Genomic DNA, 24,725 nt, shown 5'->3' on the forward strand with positions numbered 1-24,725 from the left:
TCTCATGTCGACTACACCGAACTCTTCCGCCTCTTCCGATCAACCCAACGCAACGCCCGCCTTGAGCTGCAAGCTCATTTCGAACCGATACGACACGCTGTCGTCGCCGGCCGGCAAGAAGCCCGCGCCGCCGTGCACGCTCGTGATCTTCGGCGCGGGGGGCGATCTGACCAAACGTCTGTTGATGCCGGCGCTGTACAACCTCTCAGTCGATGGCCTGCTCGATGACAGCATGAAGATCATCGGCGTCAATCACGGTGAGCGCGAAACGCGCGAATGGTGCGACGAACTGCATACGTCGCTGCAGAAATTCGCCGCCGACAAAGCCAGCACCTTCCACGCCGGCAAGCTCGACGACAACGCGTGGAGCTGGGTCGCGCAGCGCCTCGAATACATCGCGGGCGAGTTCGAATCCGACGACACGTTCGCGAAGCTGAAACAGAAGCTCGATCAGTCGAAAGTCGGCAACGTGATTTTTTACCTCGCGGTCGGCGCGCGCTTTTTCAAACCGATCGCCGAGCGGCTCGGCAAAACCGGCCTGCTGAAGGAAGGCGACGGCGCGAACGGCGGCTTTCGGCGTCTCGTGATCGAGAAGCCGTTCGGCGCCGATCTCGCATCGGCGCGCGATCTGAACGCGCACATCCTGTCGTATGCGCGGGAGTCGCAGGTGTACCGCATCGATCATTTTCTCGGCAAGGACACCGTGCAGAGCATTCTCGCGGTGCGCTTCGCGAATGCGATGTTCGAGCCGGTCTGGCGGCGCGAGTACATCGACTGCGTGCAGATTACGGCGGCGGAAACGATCGGCGTCGAAGGGCGCGGCAGATTCTACGAGCAGACCGGCGCGTTTCGCGACATGGTGCCGAACCATCTGTTTCAGCTGCTCGGCATCGTGGCGATGGAGCCGCCGAATTCGTTCGACGCCGAAGCCGTCCGCGACAAGAAGGTCGAGCTGTTCGACGCAATCCAGCCGCTCAAGCCCGACGACGTCGTGTTCGGCCAGTATGAAAAAGGGTCCGCCGGTGTGGGCTATCGCGAGGAGCCCGACGTCGCGCCCGGCAGCACGACCGAAACCTACGCGGCGGCGCGCGTGTTCGTCGAGAACTGGCGCTGGGCCGGCGTGCCGTTCTATCTGCGTACCGGCAAGCGGCTCTCAGTGCGCCGCACCGAAATTTCGGTGCAGTTGAAGCCGGTGCCGTTCCGCCTGTTCCGCGACACGCCGGTCAACGCATTGACGCCGAACGTGCTGACGTTGCGCATCGATCCCGAGCACGGCTCGAGTTTCGATTTCAACGTGAAGGCGCCGGGCCCGGTGATGCAGATCGGTGCGGTGCAGTCGTCATTCAACTATGGCGACTTCTTCGACGAGCGCGCGAACGTCGGATACGAGACGCTGCTATACGACTGCATGCTAGGCGACGCGACGTTGTTCCAGCGCGCCGATGGCATCGAGACGGCCTGGTGTGCGGTCGACGACGTGCTGCATCCGAAGAACGGCGGTGTTCTGCCCGTGCACGGTTATGCGGCAGGCAGCGACGGGCCGGCCGAAGCCGACGCGCTGCTCGCGCGCGATGGCCACGCGTGGCGGCCGTTGCAGCAGAAAGCGCCCGGTGGCAAGACGTAGCGGCACCTTTGAATGAACCCGCAGTTCGCGCATCACAACCGCCTCACCACAATCGGGAGACATCGTGCCAACACGCAACAAGAAAGCAGTGAAACGGAACGCGCCGAAAAGCGGCAGCGAGCACATCCTCGCGATCGACGTCGGCGGCACCGGCCTGAAGGCCGCGATCATCGACGCCAACGGGCAGATGAAAACCGAGCGCGTGCGCGTTGCGACGCCGCATCCGTGCACGCCGGATCAACTGGTTGACGCGCTCGCGCAACTCGTAGCTCCGCTCATCGAGCAGGTGCAGCCCGCTTGTATCTCGATCGGCTTTCCGGGTGTCGTGCGTAATAACCGCATTCTGACCGCGCCGCATTTCGGCATCGAAGGCTGGCACGACATTGCGCTCGCGGATTCGCTCGCGCGGCGCCTGGGCGGTTTGCCGGTGCGAATGATCAACGACGCCGAGATGCAGGGCTTCGCGGCAATCGAAGGCCACGGCCTCGAATTCGTGCTGACGCTCGGCACCGGCGCCGGCACTGCGATGTTTCGCGATGGCGAGCTGATGCCGCATCTGGAGCTCGCGCATCATCCGGTCAGCAAGAAGGGTGTCGCGTACGACGAATACATCGGCGAGGCCGCGCGCGAGCAGGTCGGCAACAAGCGTTGGAGCCGGCGCGTCGAGAAGGTGATCGGCATTCTCGAGTCACTGGTCAATTACGACAAGCTGTGGATCGGCGGCGGCAACGCGGCGCGCATCAAGTTCAAGCTGCCGGCGAACGTGGCGACCGTATCGAACGACGCGGGGATCGAGGGCGGCGCGAAATTGTGGCATCCGCTGTCGGTGCGCGAGACGCGGCAGTATCCGGAGGCGACGGAGAAGACGGGGCGGTTTAAGCCGAAGTGAGGGGAAGTTACTTCGGTCTTGCCGGCAACGGATTATCTTGCCTGTAGGTGCGCTTGGGGTTGACGACCAAGCGCTTTACCTGTTCGTCCAATTCCTTACTGTGATACAGGTCCAGGCACTTCAGGAAGTCGAATCGGATACCTTCAGTTTCCGATTCGACCAGCGGGTTTTGATAATCTCGAGCCAAATAATTGTCCACCAAGGTTTTGATCGCGTCTGGAGCCTTCTCCAGGTCATAGTAAGTCCAGTCTCGCAATGCACTGACGCTGCTTCCGGCATCGATAGCAGCATCTTTGTCGTTTTTGTAGGCGTTCGCGATACAAGTAGCCAGAACCATGTCTCTGTAATTCTGTGCATGAGTGCGTGCTCCAGCTTGTGGAGTCGCGACTTGATCGGCTTTCGCATAGCAAGCAGACACACCGAAGATGATGGCAGAAGCAGTTACGATGCACACCCAAACCTTCTTCACGGCAAACTCCAGAAGTTCGCTCCGTGCGCAATATGCCGCCTCTTCCATCTCAAAACAACATTCTCGCTATAGTTGATGCATAAACTCTCAATGGAGACGCCCCATGAGTCGCATCCACTCGGCCCTCGCGCGGCACCTCCTCTCCGCTGTCGCGTGCGCGCTGCTCGCTTACGCGAGCGCACATGCCTACGCGGCACCGTCCTTCGCAGCACCGTCCTTCGCAGTGTCGTCACCGGGACTGGCTGATGGCGGCACGCTCAACGCGAGCCATGCGGCGAGCGCGAACAACTGCGGCGGCGGCAACGTGTCGCCCGCATTGCAATGGCATAACGCGCCGGCCGGCGCAAAGAGTTTCGCGGTGACGATCTTCGATCCCGACGGCGCGAAAGGCCTCGGCGTCGTGCACTGGATCGTGTACGGCATCGCACCGGGTACCACCGGACTCGCCGAGGGCGAAGCCGCGCCGGCGGGCAGCGTCGCCGGCACGAATCGCACCGGCGGCCCCGGCTATTACGGCCCGTGTCCGGCAGTCGGCGATGTGCCGCATCACTACGTCGCGCAGGTCTATGCGCTTGATCTGCCGCCCGACGCATTGCCGGCCGGCTTGACGCGCGATGCGTTCCTCGCCGCGATCAAGGATCACGTGCTCGCCGCGACGAGCACCGTGCTGCGCTACGGACGATGAAGTCGCGCGGGCGAACGCCGGGCCGCGCTTGATCTGCAGAAGGGCGCTTAGCGCGCCGCATCCCCCCATCGATACTGCACGCTCGCGTCATCGAGCTGAGTCTTGATTGCGTCGTCGAGCGTGAACTCGGCCGCCGAGAGCGTATCGCTCAACTGCTCGGCGCGACTCGCACCAATGATCGCCGACGTGATCAGCGGATTCGCGAGCACCCACGCAAGCGATACCTTCGCCAACGATTCGCCGGTCGGCGCGGCGATCGCCTTCAGTCTTTCGATCGTGTCGAATTCGCGCTCGTGCCAGTAGCGCTGTTGATACATCGCGCCAGCCTTGCCGACGCTTTCAGTGAAGCGCCCCTCGGTGGGCGTCGCATCGAGCCGATGCTTGCCCGTCAGCAGTCCGCCCGCGAGCGGGTTATACGGCATCACGGCTAGCTGCTCCTCGGCGGCCAGCGGCAGCAGCTCGCGCTCGATCTGGCGAAACAGCAGGTTGTAGCGCGGCTGGACCGACACGAAGCGCGCGACGCGCAGTACGTCCGCGCGTCCCAAAGCTCGCGCGAGCCGGTACGCAAGAAAGTTCGATACGCCGATATAGCGCGCCTTGCCGGAGCGCACGATCGTATCGAGTGCTTCGAGCGTCTCGTCGAGCGGGGTTTTCGGGTCGTCGGAATGGAGCTGGTACAGGTCGACGTAGTCGGTGCCGAGGCGCTGCAAGGACGCGTCGATCGCATCGAGCAGATGTTTGCGCGACGCGCCCTGATCCCACGCGGCGGGCCCCATCTTGCCGACCGCCTTGGTCGCGACGATGAAGCGCTCGCGCTTGCCCTTCAACCAGCGTCCGACGATTTCCTCGGTGCGTCCGGACAGGTCTTCGCCGGCGCCGAGCGGGTAGACGTTCGCGGTATCGATGAAATTGACGCCGGCGTCCGCGGCCGTGTCGAGGATGCGGTGCGATGCGGCTTCTTCGGTTTGCAGGCCGAAAGTCATGGTGCCGAGACACAGGCGCGAAACGGTCAGGCCGGTGCGGCCGAGTTGGCGATATTGCATAGAGTCGACTCCAGAGGGGACGAAAGCATTTGCCGGAAGGGTGGGACTTTCATGTTGTATGCGGTGTTGTAAAAAGGATAAACGGATTCGCGATTCGATGTGCGCGACCGCCGCGGTGGAATGTTATTTAAATGAAAGAAAGCGCGTAAGGTTGAATTCGCTCTGAGTACGTCACTCATAAGCCTTTTGCAAGCAACGAATTACAAATAGTAATGAATCTGCGCAAGTAGAACCCTTAAGTTTACGTATTGCTTTCGAAAAGTAAAAAACAGAAACAAAACCATTACGCGAAGTAATGTACGCCGCGATTGATGCCTTCTTGTGCGTATGAAATGATAGCGATTCTCATTTAAACCAGCCAGCCATCCCGTCATCTCCATCTCACACAACGGAGAGCGGCAGCCAGCCATTTGCGCTTTTGTCATGAATTCGACGTCATTGATGCGAATTCGACAAAGCGCATTTCTGACGGGATTTCCATGCTCAATCACACGCCGCTGGCGACAGCGCTGGCGCTCGCTTTTGCCATTCCTTATGCGACGCCTGCGCTCGCGCAAAGCGCGTCGCAACCGGCCGCCTCCAGCGCGCCGCAGAACGCACAAACCAACGCACAGAACAACGCACCCGCCGCCGCGCAGACGCTGCCGACCATCGGCGTGCAGGCTCAGACCGTTCAGCAGGACTTCCAGGCCGAGCGCGCGAGCGTCGGTGCGAAGACCCCGACCGCGCTGCGCGACATTCCGCAGACCGTCACCGTGATCAATCGCGACCTGCTCGCTTCGCAGGGCGCGACGTCGTTTACGGACGCGCTGCGCAACGCACCCGGCGTGACGATCGGCGCGGCCGAGGGCGGCCAGATCGGCAACAACATCAACCTGCGCGGATTCACCGCGCAGAACGACATCTATCTGGACGGCTTTCGCGACCGCAACCAGTACTACCGCGACACGTTCGACCTCGAAGCGCTAGAGGTGCTATATGGTCCGTCGTCGATGCTGTTCGGCCGCGGCTCGACGGGCGGCGTGATCAATCAGGTCAGCAAGAAGGCGAACCTGACGGACTCGGCGGAAGTCTCCGGCATGATCGGCACCAACGACCGCTACCGCTCCACCGTCGACGTGAACCACAAGCTCACCGACACCTCGGCGATCCGCCTGAACGCGTTCGGCCAGAGCCTCGGCTCGACGCGCGACGTGATGAAGAACAAGGATTTCGGCGTCGCGCCGGAGCTGCGCTTCGGTATCGGCACGCCTACCGAGATCACGCTGTCGGCGCTGATCCAGCGCAACAACGACATGCCCGACTACGGCATCCAGGCGCTGAACGGCCGCCCGTCGCCGGTGCCGAAAAACACGTTCTACGGTTTGACCAGCGACCGCACGATCCAGAACGTGCAGATCTTCACCGGGGCGATCAAGCACAAGTTCTCCGACGACCTGACGCTGACGAACCAGACGCAGATCTCGCACTCGATGACCGACGCGCGCGAAACCGCGCCGCAAGCGGTGCTGACCGGGCCGCTGTCGTCGAGCACTGCGCTGAGCAACGGCAACTTCACGACGCTGCCGCCGTCGGCCCTGTTCATCAAGCTGCAGAGCCATGACCGCGTGATCCAGAATCACGCGATCTACAACGACACGATGGTCGAATACAAATTCGACACCGGGCCGGTCAGGCACGACGTGATTGCCGGTGTCGAAGTAGGCCACGACAGCTATACGAACCAGGCATACACGCGCAACAACCTGCCGATCGTGCCGATGCTCAATCCGCCGATCATCGGCACGCCGTCGAACGTGACGACGACGGTCGGCAACTACGCCGATTCGAGCGCGAACGAAATCGCCGCCTACCTGAACGACACGATCACGCTGACGCCGCACTGGAAGCTGATCGGCGGTCTGCGCTGGGATCGCTTCTCGGCCGAGATCCACAACACCGTCAGCGCGCCGGCTTTCGCGAGCCAGACCAACTACTTCACGAGCGTGCGCACGGGCCTCATCTATCAGCCGACCGACTGGCAGTCGTACTACGTGTCGTACGGCACGTCGTTCAACCCGTCGCTCGAAAACCTGACGGTCACGAACCTCACGCAGAACCTCGCACCGGAATCGACGAAGTCGTATGAAGTCGGCGGCAAGTGGGATCTGTTCGGCGGCAACATCTCGCTGACCTCGGCATTGTTCCGCGAGGAGAAGGACAACGCGCGTACCCAGGTCTCGCCGACCGAATACGAGCTGGCCGGCGACATTCGCGTCGACGGCTTCCAGGCGAGCGTGACCGGGCACATCACCGACAAGTGGCAGATTTTCGGCGGCTACACGTACATGGACGCGAAGATCCTGAAAGCGGCCGACGGCACGCAGGGCCACACGCCGGCGAACACGCCGCGCAACACGCTGACGTTCTGGACCACGTGCGCGATCACGCCGCACTGGGAAATCGGCGGCGGTCCGATCTATATGTCGTCGCGTTATGCATCGAACACGAACTTCGTGAAGGTGCCGGGCTACACGCGTTGGGACGCGACCGCGGCCTATCACGCGAAGAAGTACGACGTGCGCCTGAACCTGCTGAACCTGACCAACAAGTACTACTACGACGCGTTGATTCCGTCGGACGGCGGACGTTCGGTGCCGGGCATCGGCCGCACGTTGCTCGCGACGTTCGATTACCGCTTCTGATGGCCGCTTTTGCGACGCACTGAGCGCATCCGTTAGGCTTGCCGCTTTGCAAACGGCAAGCCGACTCGAAGGACACACTATGCTGCTGCACATTCCGAAGGTACTGGACGCCGGGCAATTGCGCTTCGTGCGCGAGCGGCTCGATCGAGCCGGCGACGCGTGGGTCGATGGCCGCGCGACCGCGGGCTATCAGGGCGCGCCGGTCAAGCGCAATCAGCAGATCGCCGAGCACTCTGCGATCGCGCGCGAACTCGGCGACGTGATTGTCGCGGCGATCGAGCGCAATCCACTGTTCATCAGCGCGGTGCTGCCGAACCAGGTGTATCCGCCGCTGTTCAACCGCTACGAGGGCGGCATGCAGTTCGGCAGCCACGTCGACGGCGCGGTGCGCGTGCTGCCGAACGGCGTGAAGCTGCGCACCGACGTGTCGGTGACGCTGTTTCTCAGCGCGCCAGACGAATACGACGGCGGCGAACTCGTGATCGAAGACACCTACGGCGTGCAGCAGGTAAAGCTGCCGGCCGGCGACATGATCGTTTATCCGGCGACGAGTCTGCATCGGGTGACGCCCGTCACGCGCGGCGCGCGCGTGGCGAGCTTCTTCTGGGTGCAGAGTCTCGTGCGCAGCGACACGCATCGCGCGCTGCTGTTCGACATGGACACCGCGATTCAACGGCTCAATGCAACCCATGCCGACGAGGCTGCGCGACGCAGCCTCGTCGGTTGTTATCACAATCTGCTGCGTACCTGGAGTGAAACGTGAGCGAATCGGACACCCTCGACATGCAACCGCCGGCGGCCGGCCAACATGGCGCGCACGAACCGCGTCGGCTCGATGGCGATGAACTGAAGGCGCGCCAGCAGCGCTCGCGCCGCGCGACTTTCATCAAGTGGCTGCGCAACGTGCATGGCTGGGTTGGATTGTGGGGCGCGGCGCTCGGTCTGCTGTTCGGCACGACGGGCTTCTTCCTGAACCATCGCGGCGGTCCGCTGCGCGTGTCGACCGGCGAGCCGCAGGTCTCGGTGATGCAGGTGCCGCTGCCGCATCCGGTACCGGAAGCCCCGCGCGAACTCGCGAAGTGGCTCAAGCAGGAGCTGAAGATCGCCGGCAATCCGGGGCGTGTGCAGAAAGAACCCGCGCATGCGGTGGCATGGGGCGATCGCAGCGTCGTGCAGCCCGAGCACTGGCAGCTAAATTTCGCGTCGCCGAAAGAAAACACCTCGGCCGAATACTGGGTGGGCAATAACACCGTGACGGTCAAGCGCAGCGCGAACACCGTTCTCGCGATGCTGACGAACATGCACAAGGGCGTGGGCTTGAGCATCGGCTGGGTGCTGCTGATCGATACGCTCGCGGGCAGTCTGATCCTGCTATCGCTGACGGGCGTGCTGTTGTGGACCGAGTTGAACAAGCGTAAGACGGTGGGGCTCGTGCTCGTGGCGGGTTCGATTGCGGCGGCGTTGGCGTTGGGGACGATGTAAGGGCGCAGCACAACGCCCTGGACGAAGCCTGCGCGCTGGCGGGCAGGCTTGGAGCGGTACGCGCTAGAATCGTCGCAGACCTACTTCGCTGGCTCTGCCGCCATTCGCCGATGACCTCTCCCGCGAACCCCGTCGACACCGCGCTGACCACGCGACGCGCGGTGCGCGCCTTTCTGCCTACACCGGTGCAGCGCGCCGACATCGAAGCCATTCTCGAAGCCGCCAGCTACGCGCCGTCGGGCACCAACACGCAGCCGTGGAAGGTATACGTGCTGATGGGCGAATCGCTCGCGCGTCTGTCGCGCGATCTGCTCGCGGCCTACGACGATCCGCAGCGCGACCAGCTGTACCAGGAGGAGTACGCGTACTACCCGCGCCAATGGCAGTCGCCGTACATCGACCGGCGCCGCAAGATCGGCTGGGATATGTACGGCCTGCTCGGCATCGAGAAGGGCGACAAGGCGCGCATGCACGAACAGCACTCGCGCAACTTCCGTTTCTTCGACGCACCCGTCGGCCTGCTGTTCACGATCGATCGCAGCCTCCAGCGCGGCAGCTGGCTCGACTACGGCATGTTCCTGCAGGCGATCATGACCGCCGCGCGCGGACGCGGCCTCGACACCTGTCCGCAGGCCGCGTTCATGCAGTTTCATCGGCTGATTGCCGAACATCTCGGCCTGCCTTAGAACGAGCAGTTCGTGTGCGGCATGTCGCTCGGCTTCGCCGATCCCAACGCGCTGGTCAATACGCTGCGCCCCGAGCGCGAGCCGGTCGAGCGCTTCACGCGCTTTCTCGATTGACCGCAGACCTCAGTCCCCACCCAGAGGCAAACGAAAATGAAAACATCGCGCCGCCATTTCCTGCTGGTCAGCGCGGGCGTCGGCTCGTCGCTCGCGCTGTCTCGCGTCGCGTTCGCCGCGACCGTTCCCAATGCGCTGAGCGAGAGCGATCCGCAGGCGCAGAAGGTCGGCTACACCGAAGATGCGTCGAAGGTCGACAAGGCCAAATTCCCGAACTTCGCGGCCGGGCAATCGTGCGCGAACTGCTCGCTGTTCCAGGGCAAGGCGTCGGATGCGTACGGCGGCTGCACGCTGTTCGGCGCCAAACAGGTCGCGTCGCGCGGCTGGTGCAGCGCGTACACGAATATGTAAGCGCGCCGCTGCATCGTTCGCGGCTGCTACAGCAGTGCTTTCAACGCCAGCTCGTGCGAGTGCCCGATCCACACGGCGGCGTCGCGATGATCGCGCAGCGCGTCGCCGGTATTCGGATGCAGAAAGACATCAAGCGCGCCGTGATTGAGCGTGAGCCAGCTGACCACGTCGGCGAACTGTTGGTGCGCGAACGCGAGCTGATACGACCACATCGGATGCGGGCCGACCGGCCGTTCATGGAAGCGCCCGATCTGCAGTTTGTCGCCCCAATGCGCGTCGATCTGCTCGCGAAACGCCCACGCGGCGTCGCGGCTCGCCGCGTCGAAATAAATGTGCGCGTGCCAGCTTTGTATTGCTGAAGCATCGCGAAAGTTCATATCAGAGTTCATTGCCAGGCTCGTTCCATATCAGTCTTTATCCGACATTCATTCTGCTTCGTTTTCCGCCGGCGCGCGCGCTGCAACGCGCATGTGAAACTGTGTCTGATCCTCGCCGACGATCGCGAAGCCAAGACGATCGTACAGCCGTTTGGCGGGATTGCCCTTGAGCACCTGCAAGCTGACCGGCAGCGCTTCGGCCGCGGCGGCGCGCAGGATCGTGCGCAGCACCTGCTCGCCGATACCGCGGCCTTGTAGCGCCGGCGCGATCTGCAACTGCGCGACGAACCATTCGTCGTCGTTGCGATGCGCCTTCAACAGGCCCGCGGGCGCGCCGCCGATGCAGATCACCTGCGCGGCGTCGTAGCGATGCCGCAGTCGCGCGCGATGGGCGTCTTCGTCGGTCGGCTCGCCGGCGCGCGCCAGGTGTTCGGTCATCGTCGCCTTGCGCAGTTCGAGCAGGAAGGGTTCGTCGTCGGGTTGCGCGGGGCGCAAGGTCAACCCGGATCGTTGGTCGGGCAGTGGGGCGGTCATGTCGGCAAGGTGGTAGCGCGCGATCGGGCACGCGATGATCGTGCGAAGCGCGAGTAAGAATTTTCGTCGATTGTCGCGTCCGCTGCGCTTTTTTACCACGCGGCCAGGTTGCGGTCTTCCCACTTTGCGATGCGGTTATCGTTGCCGGTGCCGCGAGTGCCTGTGACGCTATCGGCGTTGGATGGCATGCGCTTTGCTCTAGCGTCTGGCTCCATCGCGGCCGCGCTATCCGCACCACCGTACGAACAGACAAAACGCGCCTCGCGATGCGGCGAGCGTCAGATGATTTTCCGGGGACGTTCGCGTCATACGGCGAACGTCGTAATCAACGTTGCGAGGTGTGCTATGACGATGATCGAGGCGGTACCCAGCGTCTCGGCAGATGGACGGGCGGTGATTTTCCAGCTTTCGTCGCGGGGACGAGACCTTGAATGCGCGGTCACGCGCGAGGCGCTCGAACAGCACTTCTGGTTGCAACGCGGCGCGGGTGAGGCGCGCATTCTGAAGACGTTCGCGGATGGGCGCCAACGCATTACCGCGATCGCCGAACGAAAAATGCTCGCGCGTCCCGGTGAGAAGGTCTTGCTAACGATCGACGATTTCTCTACACGCGGTTGACGTGCGTGGCGCGGCGGGCCGAAAAGCCCGTTGTTACATCGATTCGCCAAATTAAGCCGCCAATGTCCCTCGCTTCGCGCAATTGCATTCGCGGGTGCGCGCCTACACTCTTTTCCATGGAGCGACAAATCACCGAACTCCATCGATGCGACTTCCCCTCGTGTCGGATTTGAACCGTACCGTTGATGAAGTAGTCTGCAGTTCGCAGTTCGCAGTTCGCAGTTCGCAGTTCGCAGTTCGCAGTTCGCAGTCGCAGTTGACGCAATACAAAGCGCGCAATGCATCGAACACGCGCGCGAAGCAAATGGGGTAGCGGCCAGCAGTAGGAAATAACGAGGACCGGCCCACATGCAGTGGTATTTGGAAGTGAATTGAATCGACAGTTCGAAACTTGCTGTCGAGCGGTAGAAATTGCCGTTGCAGTACACGTAAGCAATAGCTTTGCAGGTTAGGTGGTTATAGGTTTGCAGGCACTCCACGCGCCTGCTCCACTGTTCCATCCTGTCAGCCCTGTTCCCTCGCGGAACAGGGCTTTTTTTCGTCGCAACGAAACGCGCTGCTTGTCTCCGGCGGCTTCGAACCGATATGGGGACAGTGTGTTCTTCGATACGTCGAAGAACCGGCACGTCGCAGAGCGTGAACTGTCGGGCGCGAAATGCGTCGGACGTTCGAGCGCGGCGTTTGCCGCCGTCGCGTGCCGAAGTCCGGGCGCGCTGCCGAAAGAAGGAGGTTGAATCGATGTCCAGCAAATCGCGAGTTCGCAAGCCCGGCCGCACGGCCATGTCCCCGTTGTTGCGTTCCCTGACGCAGAGCCGCACCGCGCACGCGCCGGTCACGCAGACCATGCTGTTGCAGGCCTACGCCGCGCTCGATGCCTTCCGCCGCGGCCACGGCGCACGCATGCTGCACACTACGCTGAGCCGGCATCTGCTGGTGTCGCAGGAACTGACCCGCGCCGGACTGGGCGCCGACGCGCTCGCGGACATCGAAAGCGCGCATGCGGCGATGGTGCGGCTCGACATGCGCGAGCGCAAGACCGGCCGCTGGTCGCTCGAAGACGACGACTACGCACGTCTGTGCACGGCGCTCGCGATCTTCGACGGACAGCTGTCGGCCGCGTCGCTGAGCGAGCTGGTGAGCGCGGAAGCGAAAATGATCGAAGGTCTGATGCGCTCCGCACGGCTGAGAGCGCTGGCGGAAGCGCCAGTTTGAGCGTCCCGCAACATGCAAAACGCCCCACATAGGGGCGCTTTTCACATTCGGCGCGGACGTAAATTGATTCCGGAGAATACTTGAATGCGGCATCGACGTGTCGCGCGCGGCCGGCTGATGCGCGCGCGGCTCGTTACGAGTGTCCGTAGAAGTCCCGCCGGGCGCGTTTGCCGCTGAGGTTCCCGCTTGCTAGACTGGCTGCGCCTGATTGCCACCTATCTATCTGTCTACCTGCCTACCTGTTATGCCGCCGAGGCCAGGCGTCGCTGACGTCGTTGCGATGCCGACCCGCGCATACAACCGAGCCCTGTCGGAGACACCCCATGTCCTACATGCTGCTGATCGTCGAACCCACGGACCAACGCGAGGAGCGCGGCGAAGCCGCCGGTCGCGACCTCTATGACCAGATGGTGCGGTTCTCCGAGAACCTGAAAGCGCGCGGCAAGCTGCTCGCGGTCGAATCGCTGACTTCGCAGAAGGACGCCGTGCGCGTGCAGGTCCGCAATGGCCAGTCGAAGCTCGTCGACGGGCCGTTCGCCGAGGCGAAGGAGATGATCGGCGGCTTCTTTCTGCTGAACTGCGACAGCCGCGAAGAGGCCGTGGCGATCGCGCAAACCTGTCCGGCGGCGGCGTGGTGCACGGTCGAGGTCCGCAAGCTCGGCCCGTGCTTCATCTAGCCACGGGTGGCTCTCACGTCATCCGCTTCGTGTTTTCCCTGGGATGCCGGGACCGCCGCGGGTGTCGATCTGACCTTGCATCGCGCGTCGTGTGAGCAAGGGGCTTGCCCGGAATGGCCTCTTCAAGCGATTCACGCGAATCCACTCACCACGAACCACTAACAACAAGGAGCAACGACATGCGATTCATGATCATCGTAAAAGCCACGGCCGCGAGCGAAGCCGGCGAGATGCCCGAACCGTCGCTGATCGCCGCGATGGGCGCCTACCACGAAGAACTCTCGAAGGCCGGTGTCCTGCTCGACGCAACCGGCCTGCAGCCGAGCTCGAAAGGCTGGCGCGTGCGCTATAGCGGCGGCAAACGGAGTGTCGTGGACGGACCGTTTGCAGAGACCAAAGAGCTGATTGCTGGCTACACGTTGATCCAGGTGCGCTCGCGCGACGAGGCGATGGAATGGGCGCGGCGTTTCCCGGCCCCGTTCGGTGAGCACGCCGATGGCGAAATCGAAGTGCGGCAGCTGTTCGAGATCGACGACTTCGAGCCGGGGCCGGAAGTCGAGCGCTTTCGCAAGCTCGAAGAAGATCACCGCTGAGGTGAAGGCTGACGCCGTGACGATACAGGCCACCCATCGTGCGATCGACGCTGTCTGGCGGATCGAATCCGCGAAGGTCATCGCTCACGTCGCGCGGATCGTGCGCGACGTGGGGCTCGCCGAGGAACTCGCGCAGGACGCGCTGGTGGCCGCGCTCGAGCATTGGCCGAACGCGGGCGTGCCCGACAACCCCGGAGCCTGGCTGATGACGGCCGCGAAAAACCGCGCGCTCGATCGCCTGCGCCAGGAAGCGCTGCATGCGCGCAAGCGCGAGGAGCTCGGCCACGATCTCGACGCGATCGAGGCGCACGTGGTGCCCGATTTCGTCGATGCGCTCGATGCCGCGCGCGCCGACGACATCGGCGACGATCTGCTGCGGCTCATCTTCACCGCGTGCCATCCGGTGCTGTCGACCGATGCGCGCGTCGCGCTGACGCTGCGCCTGCTCGGCGGCCTTACCACCGACGAAATCGCGCGCGCGTTTCTCGTGCCGGAGCCGGCCATCGCGCAGCGGATCGTGCGCGCAAAGCGCACGCTGTCGGCGGCGCGCGTGCCGTTCGAGGTGCCGCAGGCGGACGCGCGCGCGGCGCGGCTCGCGTCGGTGCTGCAGGTGATCTACCTGATTTTCAACGAAGGGTATTCGGCCACTGCCGGCGACGACTGGATGCGCCCGGCGCTATGCGAGGAGGCGCTGCGGCTCGGGCGCGTGTTGAGCGGACTCGTCGCCGACGAAAGCGAGGTCCACGGTCTGGTTGCGCTAATGGAGATCCAGGCGTCGCGCACGCATGCGCGCACCGATGCGCAGGGGCGGCCGGTGCTGTTGCTCGATCAGGATCGCAGCCGCTGGGACCCGCTGCTGATTCGCCGCGGCCTCGCGGCGTTGGACAGCGCGCATGCACTCGGCGGCGCAAGCGGGCCGTATGCGTTGCAGGCGGCGCTCGCCGCGTGTCATGCGCGGGCACGCCGCGCCGAGGACACCGACTGGGCGCAGATCGTCGCGCTCTACGATGCGTTGGCGCAGGTCGCGCCATCGCCGGTCGTGGAGTTGAATCGCGCGGTCGCGGTGGGGATGGCGTTCGGGCCGGCGGCCGGACTCGAGATCGTCGATGCGCTCGCCGCTGGTTCAGCGCTCGAGAATTATCACTGGCTGCCGAGCGTGCGTGGCGATCTGCTGGTCAAGCTCGGACGCATCGACGAAGCGCGCGCTGAGTTCGAGCGCGCCGCGGCGATGACGCGCAATACGCGCGAGCGCGAGCTGTTGCTGGAGCGTGCGCGCGGGCTTGCGCATTGAGTTTTGGGCACCTCCGAGTGCCGCCTCAACGAATCAACTGCCGCACTCCCAACGCAACGATCAACCCGCCGCACACGCGATCGACCCACATCTTGCCGCGCCGATACACCGACGCGATCCGCGCATGCGACAACGCCAGCGCGACGAACCCGTACCAGCTGCTCGCGACGACGAACACCATGCCGAGCATCGCGGCAAACGTGCCGGTACTTACGTGCGCGGGCGCCGCCGACGAAAACACCGCGGCAAAAAACGCCATCGACTTCGGATTCGCGATGTTGGTCGCGAAACCCTGCGCGAACGCCTGCCTGAAGCCACCCGCCGGTGCTTTGACGAGCACCGCCTGCCTTGCCGCCGACGCATTGAAGATCAGCCGCCCGCCGAACCACAGCAGATAACAGGCGCCCACGATCCTCACCACGAGCGCAAGCCACGGGAACGCCGCGAACACGATGCCGACGCCGAGAATCGCGCAACTTGCCCAGAACAGATTGACGAGCACGATGCCGGCGACCATCGCGAGCGCTTCGATGCGCGTCGCCGAAGCGGCCTTATGCGCGACCGCGACGAAGTTCGGGCCCGGACTCACGACGCCCGCGACATACACGGAAAACACGCCGACCACGGCGGACCCATCGATCACGACACACTCCCTGTTGAAAAGCTCCAGCTCAAAGAGGGCAACCGATGCACCTCGCTCATAGCCCGAAAAACGCCGCGCCCGCGGTCAGAACGCCTGCTCCCGCGACGAGGTACGACACATTGCGCAGCCAGTTCTTGCGCGTGAGCAGCGTGATCGCGCACAGCGCAATCGCGACCTGAATCAGCAGCGTCGCCTGAGCCCAGCGATGATGGCCGTGCAGCAGCGTTTCGCTGCGCGTGTCGGCGGCGACGACCTGTTTTTCGATGGCTTCGGCGTTCGCGCGGATCGGCTCCTTCTGCTGTTTGTATTTCTCGACGTCGGCGACGAATTTCGCGTGCGCGTCGGTATTGGGCGCCGACAGCGCCGCGCCGAGTTCGGCGAGGTTCTCCTTCTCGCCCTTCGCCTGGTAGTAGCTCCACTGGTTCGACGCTTCGGTCTTCTTGATCGCGGCTTCGTTCTTGAAGAACAGCGCGAGGTTTTCGGCGTTGCCGCTCTGGTACGCGCACAGCGCGCCGATCGTCGCGAGGATCGCGGTCATCACGGCCATCCGGCTCGCGAACGGATCGGCGTCGTGATGCCCGGCGTGGCCGGCGTGTTCGACGGCGTGGTCGTGCGGACCGTGCACTTCATATTCATCAGACATCAGATTCTCCGAGGCAATGCTTTTGTCGTTCTCGCCGGGCGGCGCGGGCGCCCGGCGGCCTCAATCTTAGCGTGTTGCGGGCGGCCTGAGGCCGCGGCTTCAATGCAGTGTCGCCGCCAGCGGGTTGCAAAGACCTGTGTCGGAGGTTGGTTATTGCATAAGAATCACGACGCGCCCGCGCGTGCCGGCGGCGACCGCCTCGTAGGCTTCGCGCGCGCGGGCGAGCGGAAATTCCTGTGCGATCGCCGGGCCGCTCAGCTTGCCGCTGTCGAAGCCCTCGACGAGCGACGTCATCAGCGGCGCCGATTGCGCCACGCCGAGCTTCGCGCTGTCGACACCGAGCAATTGCGTCTCGTTGTGATAGAAATCGATCAGATCGAACTCGACCCGGCGCTTGCCGGTCGCGCTGATTTCGAGCACGCGGCCGCGCCGCTTCGCGAGACTCAGCGCGGTCTCGAACGCGACACCGCCTACCGTGTCGTAGACGACTTCCGCGCCTGCGCCGCCGGTCAGCTCGCGCACACGTTCGGCCGCGTGTTCGTCGAACGGCACGTAGGCGTCGATCAGGCGGCCCGCGGGCGTGGCCGGATCGAGCGGCCGGCGATCGACGGCGATCACGCGCGCGCCGCGTGCCTTCGCGATCTGCGCGACCGCGCCGCCGACACCGCCGCCCGCGCCGAGCACCGCGACGGTCTCGCCGGCCTGCAACCTTGCGTATTCGACGGTGCCGAGCCACGCGACCACGAAGTTCACGCCGATTGCCGCCGCCTCGACATGGCTGAGCGCAACGGGCTTGCGTGACAGCGCCGCGACCGGAATGCCGAGGTACTCGGCGTGCGTGCCGTCGCGCGTGAAGCCGATGTCGCCGCCGGTGCCCCACACTTCGGCGTCACGCCACGCGGCCGGGCCATCCACCACCACGCCGCTGAAGTCGCGTCCCGGTATGCGCGGCAGCACCGTATGTTCGAAACGGCCGGCCACGTTCTTCACGTCGCTCGGATTGACCGAGGCCGCCATGACCCGCACGACCGCATGCTCCGCGTCGGCCTGCGGCGTCGGCAGATCCACGTATTCGAGCACTTCGGGGTTGCCGAAAGATTTGAACTGGATCGCTTTCATCGTGCGTGGCTCCGGTTGGTCTTGCGCCGCGTTGCGCAGCGAATGCTCCGTAGTCTAGGTGACGAACGCGCAGCGGGTACGCGAACACCCAGGCCCTAACCCGCCTGACCCGCCTCGCCGGCTTTCGGCGCCTGAGCATGCCGCTGATGATCGGCGGCCAGAAACATATACATCGCCGGCACGACGAACAACGTGAACAGCGTGCCGATCGACATCCCTGTGAAAATCACGAGCCCCATCGCGTTGCGGCCCGCCGCACCCGCGCCCGACGCGATCACGAGCGGCACCACGCCGAGCACCATCGCGGCGGTCGTCATCAGGATCGGACGCAGCCGCACGCCCGCGGCTTCCTCGACCGCTTCGCGCTTGCCGCGGCCCGCGCGCTGCAGTTCGTTGGCGAACTGCACGATCAGAATGCCGTGCTTGCTGACGAGTCCCATCAGCGTGACGAGGCCGACCTGCGTGTAGATGTTCAGCGTAGTCAGGCCGATGTTGATGAAGATCAGCGCGCCGAACAGCGCCATCGGTACCGAGATCAGGATCACGATCGGATCGCGGAAGCTCTCGAATTGCGCCGCGAGCGCGAGGAACACGATGATCGTCGCAAGCAGCAGCGTAATGACGAAGCCGCCCGACTCCTGCACGAACTGGCGCGACGCTCCCGAGTAATCGGCCGAATAGCCGGCCGGCGCGACCTGCGCGGTCGCCTTGCGCAGAAAATCGAGCACCTGGCCTTGCGACACGCCCGGCACGGTCACGCCGGAGATCGTCGCCGAGTTCAACTGCTGGAAGTGATTGATCGATTCGGGCACGACACTGTGCTTGATATGCGCGACCGTCGAGGCCGGAATCACGCTGCCGTCCGGCGTGCGCAGATAGTAGTCGAGCACCTGCGACGGATTGAGCCGATCGGTCTGCAGCACCTGCGGAATCACCTTGTACGAACGCCCCGCGATCGAGAAATAGTTGACGTAGCCGCCGCCCAGCGCCGAACCGAGCGCCTGTCCGACGTCGCTTTGCGACAGCCCGAGCGAGGCCACCTTGTCGCGATCGACGACGAGCACCGCTTCCGGCTTGTCGATTTTCAGGTCGGTATCGACGAAGAAGAACATGCCGCTCTCGCGCGCTTTTTCGAGCACCGCTTGCGACACCTCGTTGAGGTTTTGGAACGGCTCGGTCGTGCTGATTACGAACTGCACCGGCAAGCCCTGCGAGCCCGGCAGCGGCGGAAACTGGAACGCTGCGACGCGTGCGCCCGCGATCTGATTCCACTTCTGCTGCAATTCCTCCTGCAGTACGGTCGCGTTTTTGCCGCGCTGATCCCAGGTCTTGAACAGCACCCCGCCGATGCCCTGGTTGATGGTCGGCGAACCCGTCAGCTGGAACATCTGCGAGTACTCGGGGAGCGATTTCGAGGCATCGAACACCTGGTCCGCGTAGGTCTGCATCTGCTGGATCGTCGCGTTCGGCGGCCCGATGATCTGCGACAGCACGACGCCCTGGTCTTCCTGCGGGGCGAGTTCCGACTTGGAGGTCATGAACAGATACACGGTGCCGCACAGCAGCAGCGCGCCCATGATCACGAACACGGGCCAGGTATCGAGCGTCGCATGCAACAGGCGGCCATAGCCGCGATGCACGCGCTCGAACTGACGGTCGACGAAACGCGCGAAACGTCCCGACTCCTGCTCGGCGCGAAAGAAGCGCGAACACATCATCGGCGACAACGTGAGCGCAATTACGCCCGATACCGTCACAGCCCCCGCGAGCGTGAACGCGAATTCGGTGAAGAGCGCGCCAGTCAGCCCGCCCTGGAAGCCGATCGGCGCGTACACGGCGATCAGCACGACGGTCATCGCGACGATCGGGCCGCCGAGTTCGCGCGCGGCGATCAGCGCCGCGTCGAACGGCGTCTTGCCTTCGTGCTTCATATGCCGATCGACGTTCTCGACGACGATGATCGCGTCGTCCACGACGAGCCCGATCGCGAGCACGAGCGCGAGCAGCGTCAGCAGATTGATCGAATAGCCGAGCGCCTGCATCACGAAGAACGTGCCGATCAGCGACAGCGGCATCGCGATCAACGGCACGATCACCGCGCGGAAACTGCCGAGAAACAGGAAGATCACGATGGTGACGATCACGAGCGCTTCGACGAGCGTCTTGATCACTTCCCTGATCGCGGTGTTCACGAAGTCGGTCGCGTCATACACGATGTCGCCCGTCATACCGGTCGGGAACTGCCTCTGCAGATCGGGGAACACGGTTTTCACCCGCTTGGCCACATCGAGAATGTTCGCGTCCGGCGCGACCTTGATACCGATGAACACCGAGCGCTTGCCGCTGAACGCGACGTTGAAGTCGTAGCTGTCGGCGCCGAGCACGACGTTCGCGACATCCTGGAGACGCACGATCGAGCCGTTCTTCTGCTTGACGACGAGTTGCTTGAAATCGTCGACGGTATGCAGGTCCGTGCCCGCTTCGAGGTCGACGCTGACCATCTGCCCCTTCGTCGTGCCGAGCGTCGCGAGATAGTTGTTGTTGCCGAGCGCGGCGAACACGTCGCTCGCGCTGACGCCGTGCGCGGCGAGCCGCGCCGAATCCAGCCACGCGCGCATCGCGAACTGCCGGCCGCCGAGCACTTCGGCGGTCTGCACGCCCTGGATCGAGTCGAGCTTCGGCTTGACCACGCGCAACAGGTAGTCGGTGACGTTGTTGCTCGGCAGCACGCTGCTGTAGAAGCCCATGTACATCGCGTCGGTGGTCTGCCCGGTCTGCACCGTCAGCACCGGCTGCTGCGCCTGCGGCGGCAACTGGTTGCGCACCGAGCCGATCTGCGTGTTGATCTCGGTCAGCGCGCGGTTGGCGTCGTAATTCAAACGCAGCGTCGCGACGATCGTCGACACGCCCGTGATGCTCGTCGACGACATATAGTCGATGCCCTGCGCCTGCGCGATCGCCGCTTCGAGCGGCTGGGTGATGAAGCCGGCGATGGTGTCCGGGTTCGCGCCATAGTAGGCCGTCGTGATCGTGACGACCGCGTTCTCGGTCTGCGGATACTGGCTGACCTTCAGCACCGCGAGCGCGCGCAGCCCGAGCACGAGGATCAGCAGGCTCACGACCGAAGCGAGTACCGGCCGGCGGATGAAGATGTCCGTGAACATGATCGGGCGGCCTCGCTTATTGTTCCTGCGGCGTCGGATTCGGACTGTCCGACGGCTGGACGCGGTTGTCGATGATCAGCGGCGTGCCGTTCTTCAGCTTGAGCTGGCCGCTCGTCACGACCTGCGTGCCGTCGTCGACGCCCTTCAGAATCGCCACCTGGTCGCCGCGCGTCGGGCCCGGCGTCACGAACACCTGCTGCGCGACGGGCAGCGTTTTGCCCTGCGCGTTGGGCTGCGTGCCGGGCTTCACGATGAACACGGTCGCGCCATACGGGTTGTAGGTGATCGCCGTTTGCGGCAGCGTTAAGTGGCGCTCCTCGGCGCCCGAGTCGATCTTCACGTTCGCGTACATGCCGGGCAGCAGCTTGCGCTCGCGATTGTCGACGCTCGCCTCGATCTGCACGTTGCGCGTCGCGCTGTCGACTTTCGGGCTCATCGACTGGATCTTGCCGGTGAAGCTTCGTCCGCTGTACGCGTTGGTATCGACGCTGACGGTCGCGCCGATCGCGAGCTGGCCGAGCTGCTGTTGCGGCACCGAGAAGTCGGCGTAGATCGGATCGATGGCTTGCAGCGTGACGATCGTATCGCCCGGATTCAGGTATTGCCCCGGATTGATCGTCGTGATGCCGAGGCGCCCCGCGAACGGCGCGCGAATCGTCTTCTTGTCGACGAGCGCCTGCTGTTGCGCGACCTGCGCCTTCTTGCCCTTGAGGTCCGCCGCATCGGCGTCGAGCTGCGCTTTCGCGATCGCCTTGATGTCGTACTGCGCGCGGTCGCGCTCGTAGACCGTCTGCGCGAGGTCGGCCGCGGCCTGCAGCGATTGCAGCAGCGCGACGTCGCTGTCGTCATTGAGTCGCACGAGGATCTGCCCGGCTTTCGCTTCCTGCCCCGACACGAACGCGACCTGGCGCACGAGGCCGGCGACTTCGGTCGTCACGTCGACGCCGCGCACCGCGCGCAGGCTGCCGACCGCCGCGAGCTGCGGCTGCCACGACTGATAGTGGACCACCACCGCCGACACCGTCGCGGGCGGCGTGGTGTTGGCCGCCATGAACTTCGCGAACATGTGCGCGCGGAACAGGTTGAAGCCGACCAGCCCGGCGAGCAGCAGGCCGACGCAGATCAACATGATCACCATGCGCTTCGTCATCGGTTTTCTTTCGGCCATCGTGATGTCCTTGCTCGGCTTGGGGCGAGGGCTGAGGGTTGTGTCAGGGCACGGTCAATGTGGCGTTGCGGCGGCGGGCGCGGCGGCCGACTCGGGCGCCGCGCCATTCCACCAGCCGCCGCCGAGCGCCTGGAACAGCGCGGCCGTGTCGGCGTAACGCGCGGCCTGCGCCTGCGCGAGACTCACCACTGTCTGCTGATACTGGCGTTGCGCGTCGAGCAGCGCGAGGTAGCTCACGCCGCCGACGCGATACTGCCCGCGCGTCAGTTCGAGCGAATCGCTCGCGGCGCGCGACGCGTCGGTCTGCGCCTTGAGGCCGGTCGCATCGTGTTCGAGCGCACGCAGAGTGTCCGCGACGTTCTGGAACGCGAGCAGCACCGTCTCGCGGTATTGCGCGCCGGCCTGCTCATAGGCGGCCTCGGCCGCGCGCTTCTGCGCGCTCAGCTGGCCACCGTGAAAGACCGGTTGCAGCAAGCCCGCGCCGATGCTCCAGATCGTGCTGCCCGCCCTGAGCACTTGCGCGGGCGTCAGCGCCTCGGCGCCGTAGCTCGCGGACAACGTGATCTGCGGATACATCGCCGCGGTCGCGACGCCGACCTGCGCACTCGCCTGATGCAGCGTGGCGTCGGCGGCGAGGATGTCGGGGCGCTGGCGCACCAGCGACGACGGCAGGCTCACGGGCAGCGTGTCGGGCAGCGAGAACATGTCGAGTGTGAATTCGGGCACGCCCGTGTCGCTCGGCAGTTTGCCGGCGAGCACCGCAAGCTGATGGCGCGCCTGATCGAGTTGCTGGTAGAGCGGCGGCAGCGTCGCGCGGGTCTGCGCGAGCAGCGTTTCCTGCGCGAGCACGGCCGCGCGGCTCACGCCGCCGAGTGAGAGTTGCTGGTCGAGCACGTTCAGCTGCTGCTCTTCCTCGGTGGCGATCCGCTCGGTCGCGTCGATCTGTGCGCGCACCGACGCTTCCTTGACCGCCGCGGTCACGATGTTGGCCGATATCGTCAGATAGGCGGCCTGCAGCTGGAAGCGCTGATAGTCGATCTGCGCATGCAGCGCTTCGAGTTCGCGCCGCGCGCCGCCGAACACGTCGAGCTTGTACGAGACGTTGACCGACGCGTTGTAGAGATTGAATTCTTCGACCAGGCCGGGCTGACCGAACGCGATGCCGTTGATCTTTTCGCGCGTGGCGTTAAGTTGCGCGTCGACGCTCGGCAGCAAGGTGCCCCCCGCCTGCGCGATGTAGTTTTCGCGGGCCTGGCGCAACGCGGCCTGGGCCGCGGTCATGTTCGGACTATTGGCGATGGCCTCGCGGATCAGCGCGTCGAGCGGCTCGCAATGAAACAGCGTCCACCACGCGGCGGGAATGTCCTGGGCCGGCGCGAAACGCTGCGGCAGGCCGGCGGGGCCGGGCGCGGAGGCGGTCTGGTCGGGCAGTGGCGTGGGGGTGAAAGTGTTCGTGGCCGGCGCGGGCGGCACGTGGTAGTCGGGGCCGACCATGCAGCCGGCCAGCGCGATGCAACTGCACAGCGCAACGTAGAGGCGCCGCCAGACAATACGCTGACTCACGTCGATCATCGATCTACCTTGTACGCCAGGGGCGGGTGGACCGGACGAAGATGTTCAGGGCACCCGAACGTTCTTGGAGTTGTCTTGCCGACGCTGGAATTTACCACGCACGGCGCGAGCCGCGCTTGGCCTCGCGGGCGCTAACCGCGGAAGGCGGATACGAGATCACGTAGGAGGGTGGTGATAACGGCTGGAGCTGCGCGCTGTCTGCCACGGCCGGCGAGGTCATTCACGCATTTGCGGCCGAACTCTCCGCCGCCTGCTCATCCGCCGGATAGCGCTGCGCGTCCCTCTTGATACGCCGGCGAATCAGGATCGTCCACAGCGTCAGCGATACGTACACACCATAACGCAGCGCAGTGGATGCAAGCGCCGAGCGCGGGTCGTTCGGCCAATGCAGCACGATCGCGCTTCGCAGGATGTTCTCGCCGATCATGCCAATCCCCCAGACGAGTGTCATCAGGCGAATATAGGCGGAGAGCATCGGACGATCGCGCCAATGTCGCTCGAACACTTCCACGCTGCGATGGTCTTCGCGCGACATCGTCGAGCGCGCCAGATAGAACACCATCGGCTTGCGCAGCGTGAGCGACGCGAGAAACGTGATGCCGATAAAGCCAGACACCATAGGATCTTCGATCAACAGTAGACGCGCGTCGCCGAACACGAGGCTCGTGGCGAGCGCTGGCAGCACGCCCGCGAGCACGAGTGCGCTCAGCGCGTCGAAATGCCGGTAACGCAGCAGATCCACCGTCATCCATGCGATCAGCGGCAACGCCGATGCGGCGAGCGCGCCCGTCTGCCCCCAGTGCGGAAACGCGAGCCGGTAGACAAGCAAGGGCAGCGCGAGATTGAAGAGCAATGCGCTCAGGTAGCGCAGGCGGGATTTCATCGGCTGGGCTGTAACGGCATGGAAGGAGGCATGCGCGGCACATGCTGGTGCGCTGTGACAATCGCGCTTCGGCAGCGGCGCACGAACGTATGGAGCCAGTGTAGGGCGAAGTTGCGCGCGTTGCCGGGGTGGGCGGCGCGCAGCGAAAGGCTGGTGCAAGCGCGCCGCGTGCGGGGCATCGGCGGCGCGCCGATGCGATCGCCT

General features: G+C 64.4%; 23 protein-coding genes and 1 pseudogene. 13 read left to right on the forward strand and 11 right to left on the reverse strand.

Annotated elements, in window-relative coordinates:
• Positions 1 to 4: 4 nt before the first annotated feature.
• Complete coding sequence (gene zwf / locus AB3X96_RS10865; RefSeq protein WP_368589708.1) at positions 5 to 1,624, forward strand: glucose-6-phosphate dehydrogenase; 1,620 nt, start codon at positions 5 to 7, stop codon at positions 1,622 to 1,624.
• A 64-nt stretch (positions 1,625 to 1,688) separates the two neighbouring features.
• The gene (locus AB3X96_RS10870) at positions 1,689 to 2,513 is read left to right on the forward strand and encodes an ROK family protein (protein ID WP_368589709.1); all 825 of its coding nucleotides are present in this window, start codon (positions 1,689 to 1,691) and stop codon (positions 2,511 to 2,513) included.
• A gap of 7 nt (positions 2,514 to 2,520) precedes the next feature.
• Here the strand turns inward: AB3X96_RS10870 and AB3X96_RS10875 are convergent, their stop codons facing one another.
• Entirely contained in the window at positions 2,521 to 2,943 is a 423-nt protein-coding gene (locus AB3X96_RS10875; protein ID WP_368589816.1) for a type VI secretion system amidase immunity protein Tai4, read from the reverse strand.
• Positions 2,944 to 3,085: 142 nt separating this feature from the next.
• Between AB3X96_RS10875 and AB3X96_RS10880 the strand changes: the two genes are divergently transcribed.
• Complete coding sequence (locus AB3X96_RS10880; RefSeq protein ID WP_368589710.1) at positions 3,086 to 3,667, forward strand: YbhB/YbcL family Raf kinase inhibitor-like protein; 582 nt, start codon at positions 3,086 to 3,088, stop codon at positions 3,665 to 3,667.
• 47 nt (positions 3,668 to 3,714) lie between these two features.
• Here the strand turns inward: AB3X96_RS10880 and AB3X96_RS10885 are convergent, their stop codons facing one another.
• Positions 3,715 to 4,710, reverse strand: coding sequence for an aldo/keto reductase (locus AB3X96_RS10885; protein WP_368589711.1), 996 nt, complete (start codon positions 4,708 to 4,710; stop codon positions 3,715 to 3,717).
• Between the two features lie 479 nt (positions 4,711 to 5,189).
• On the opposite strand from AB3X96_RS10885, the gene AB3X96_RS10890 reads away from it, so the two are divergent.
• The 5 genes and pseudogenes from AB3X96_RS10890 (at position 5,190) to AB3X96_RS10910 (ending at position 10,027) form a co-directional block, all read left to right on the forward strand.
• The gene (locus AB3X96_RS10890) at positions 5,190 to 7,394 is read left to right on the forward strand and encodes a TonB-dependent receptor (RefSeq protein WP_368589712.1); all 2,205 of its coding nucleotides are present in this window, start codon (positions 5,190 to 5,192) and stop codon (positions 7,392 to 7,394) included.
• 79 nt (positions 7,395 to 7,473) lie between these two features.
• Positions 7,474 to 8,157, forward strand: coding sequence for a Fe2+-dependent dioxygenase (locus AB3X96_RS10895; RefSeq protein WP_368589713.1), 684 nt, complete (start codon positions 7,474 to 7,476; stop codon positions 8,155 to 8,157).
• A complete protein-coding gene (locus tag AB3X96_RS10900) occupies positions 8,154 to 8,876 on the forward strand; it encodes a PepSY-associated TM helix domain-containing protein (RefSeq protein WP_368589714.1) in 723 nt (240 codons plus the stop codon). Before AB3X96_RS10895 ends, AB3X96_RS10900 begins: the two co-directional genes overlap by 4 nt.
• A 110-nt stretch (positions 8,877 to 8,986) precedes the next feature.
• Positions 8,987 to 9,676, forward strand: a pseudogene (locus AB3X96_RS10905) (nitroreductase).
• Between the two features lie 36 nt (positions 9,677 to 9,712).
• Complete coding sequence (locus AB3X96_RS10910) at positions 9,713 to 10,027, forward strand: high-potential iron-sulfur protein (RefSeq protein WP_176107002.1); 315 nt, start codon at positions 9,713 to 9,715, stop codon at positions 10,025 to 10,027.
• 26 nt (positions 10,028 to 10,053) lie between these two features.
• Here the strand turns inward: AB3X96_RS10910 and AB3X96_RS10915 are convergent, their stop codons facing one another.
• Both AB3X96_RS10915 and AB3X96_RS10920 read right to left on the reverse strand, forming a co-directional pair.
• Positions 10,054 to 10,404: a DOPA 4,5-dioxygenase family protein gene (locus tag AB3X96_RS10915; RefSeq protein WP_368589817.1), complete on the reverse strand. Its 351-nt coding sequence runs from the start codon at positions 10,402 to 10,404 to the stop codon at positions 10,054 to 10,056.
• 48 nt (positions 10,405 to 10,452) lie between these two features.
• Positions 10,453 to 10,938, reverse strand: a complete 486-nt coding sequence (locus AB3X96_RS10920; RefSeq protein ID WP_368589715.1) for an N-acetyltransferase family protein — start codon at positions 10,936 to 10,938, stop codon at positions 10,453 to 10,455.
• Between the two features lie 345 nt (positions 10,939 to 11,283).
• Here AB3X96_RS10920 and AB3X96_RS10925 point away from each other — a divergent pair, with 345 nt between their 5' ends.
• The 5 genes from AB3X96_RS10925 to AB3X96_RS10945 all read left to right on the forward strand — a co-directional run bounded on the left by AB3X96_RS10925 (position 11,284) and on the right by AB3X96_RS10945 (position 15,329).
• A complete protein-coding gene (locus AB3X96_RS10925) occupies positions 11,284 to 11,556 on the forward strand; it encodes a DUF1488 domain-containing protein (protein ID WP_368589716.1) in 273 nt (90 codons plus the stop codon).
• 738 nt (positions 11,557 to 12,294) lie between these two features.
• The gene (locus tag AB3X96_RS10930) at positions 12,295 to 12,768 is read left to right on the forward strand and encodes a hypothetical protein (RefSeq protein WP_368589717.1); all 474 of its coding nucleotides are present in this window, start codon (positions 12,295 to 12,297) and stop codon (positions 12,766 to 12,768) included.
• Between the two features lie 323 nt (positions 12,769 to 13,091).
• Positions 13,092 to 13,445 (forward strand): YciI family protein, encoded by a 354-nt coding sequence (locus AB3X96_RS10935; protein WP_176106999.1) that lies wholly within the window; start codon positions 13,092 to 13,094, stop codon positions 13,443 to 13,445.
• A 179-nt stretch (positions 13,446 to 13,624) separates the two neighbouring features.
• Positions 13,625 to 14,038, forward strand: a complete 414-nt coding sequence (locus AB3X96_RS10940; protein WP_176106998.1) for a YciI family protein — start codon at positions 13,625 to 13,627, stop codon at positions 14,036 to 14,038.
• A 16-nt stretch (positions 14,039 to 14,054) separates the two neighbouring features.
• Positions 14,055 to 15,329 carry an RNA polymerase sigma factor gene (locus tag AB3X96_RS10945; RefSeq protein ID WP_368589718.1) on the forward strand — a complete coding sequence of 425 codons (1,275 nt, stop codon included), beginning with the start codon at positions 14,055 to 14,057 and terminating at the stop codon, positions 15,327 to 15,329.
• 25 nt (positions 15,330 to 15,354) lie between these two features.
• On the opposite strand, the gene AB3X96_RS10950 is transcribed toward AB3X96_RS10945, so the two are convergent.
• The 7 genes from AB3X96_RS10950 to AB3X96_RS10980 all read right to left on the reverse strand — a co-directional run bounded on the left by AB3X96_RS10950 (position 15,355) and on the right by AB3X96_RS10980 (position 24,521).
• Entirely contained in the window at positions 15,355 to 15,972 is a 618-nt protein-coding gene (locus tag AB3X96_RS10950) for a LysE family translocator (RefSeq protein WP_368589719.1), read from the reverse strand.
• A gap of 55 nt (positions 15,973 to 16,027) precedes the next feature.
• Positions 16,028 to 16,615 (reverse strand): DUF4337 domain-containing protein, encoded by a 588-nt coding sequence (locus AB3X96_RS10955; RefSeq protein WP_176106995.1) that lies wholly within the window; start codon positions 16,613 to 16,615, stop codon positions 16,028 to 16,030.
• A gap of 150 nt (positions 16,616 to 16,765) precedes the next feature.
• Positions 16,766 to 17,734, reverse strand: a complete 969-nt coding sequence (locus tag AB3X96_RS10960) for a zinc-binding alcohol dehydrogenase family protein (protein ID WP_368589720.1) — start codon at positions 17,732 to 17,734, stop codon at positions 16,766 to 16,768.
• A 95-nt stretch (positions 17,735 to 17,829) separates the two neighbouring features.
• Positions 17,830 to 20,898: an efflux RND transporter permease subunit gene (locus tag AB3X96_RS10965; protein ID WP_368589721.1), complete on the reverse strand. Its 3,069-nt coding sequence runs from the start codon at positions 20,896 to 20,898 to the stop codon at positions 17,830 to 17,832.
• Between the two features lie 16 nt (positions 20,899 to 20,914).
• Entirely contained in the window at positions 20,915 to 22,066 is a 1,152-nt protein-coding gene (locus tag AB3X96_RS10970) for an efflux RND transporter periplasmic adaptor subunit (protein ID WP_176378731.1), read from the reverse strand.
• Positions 22,067 to 22,120: 54 nt separating this feature from the next.
• Complete coding sequence (locus AB3X96_RS10975) at positions 22,121 to 23,638, reverse strand: efflux transporter outer membrane subunit (protein ID WP_368589722.1); 1,518 nt, start codon at positions 23,636 to 23,638, stop codon at positions 22,121 to 22,123.
• Between the two features lie 220 nt (positions 23,639 to 23,858).
• Complete coding sequence (locus AB3X96_RS10980) at positions 23,859 to 24,521, reverse strand: VC0807 family protein (RefSeq protein ID WP_368589723.1); 663 nt, start codon at positions 24,519 to 24,521, stop codon at positions 23,859 to 23,861.
• Positions 24,522 to 24,725 lie beyond the last annotated feature (204 nt).

The sequence above is a fragment of the Paraburkholderia sp. BR13439 genome, assembly GCF_040948805.1.
In the GTDB taxonomy this organism is placed as follows: Bacteria; Pseudomonadota; Gammaproteobacteria; order Burkholderiales; family Burkholderiaceae; genus Paraburkholderia; species Paraburkholderia youngii.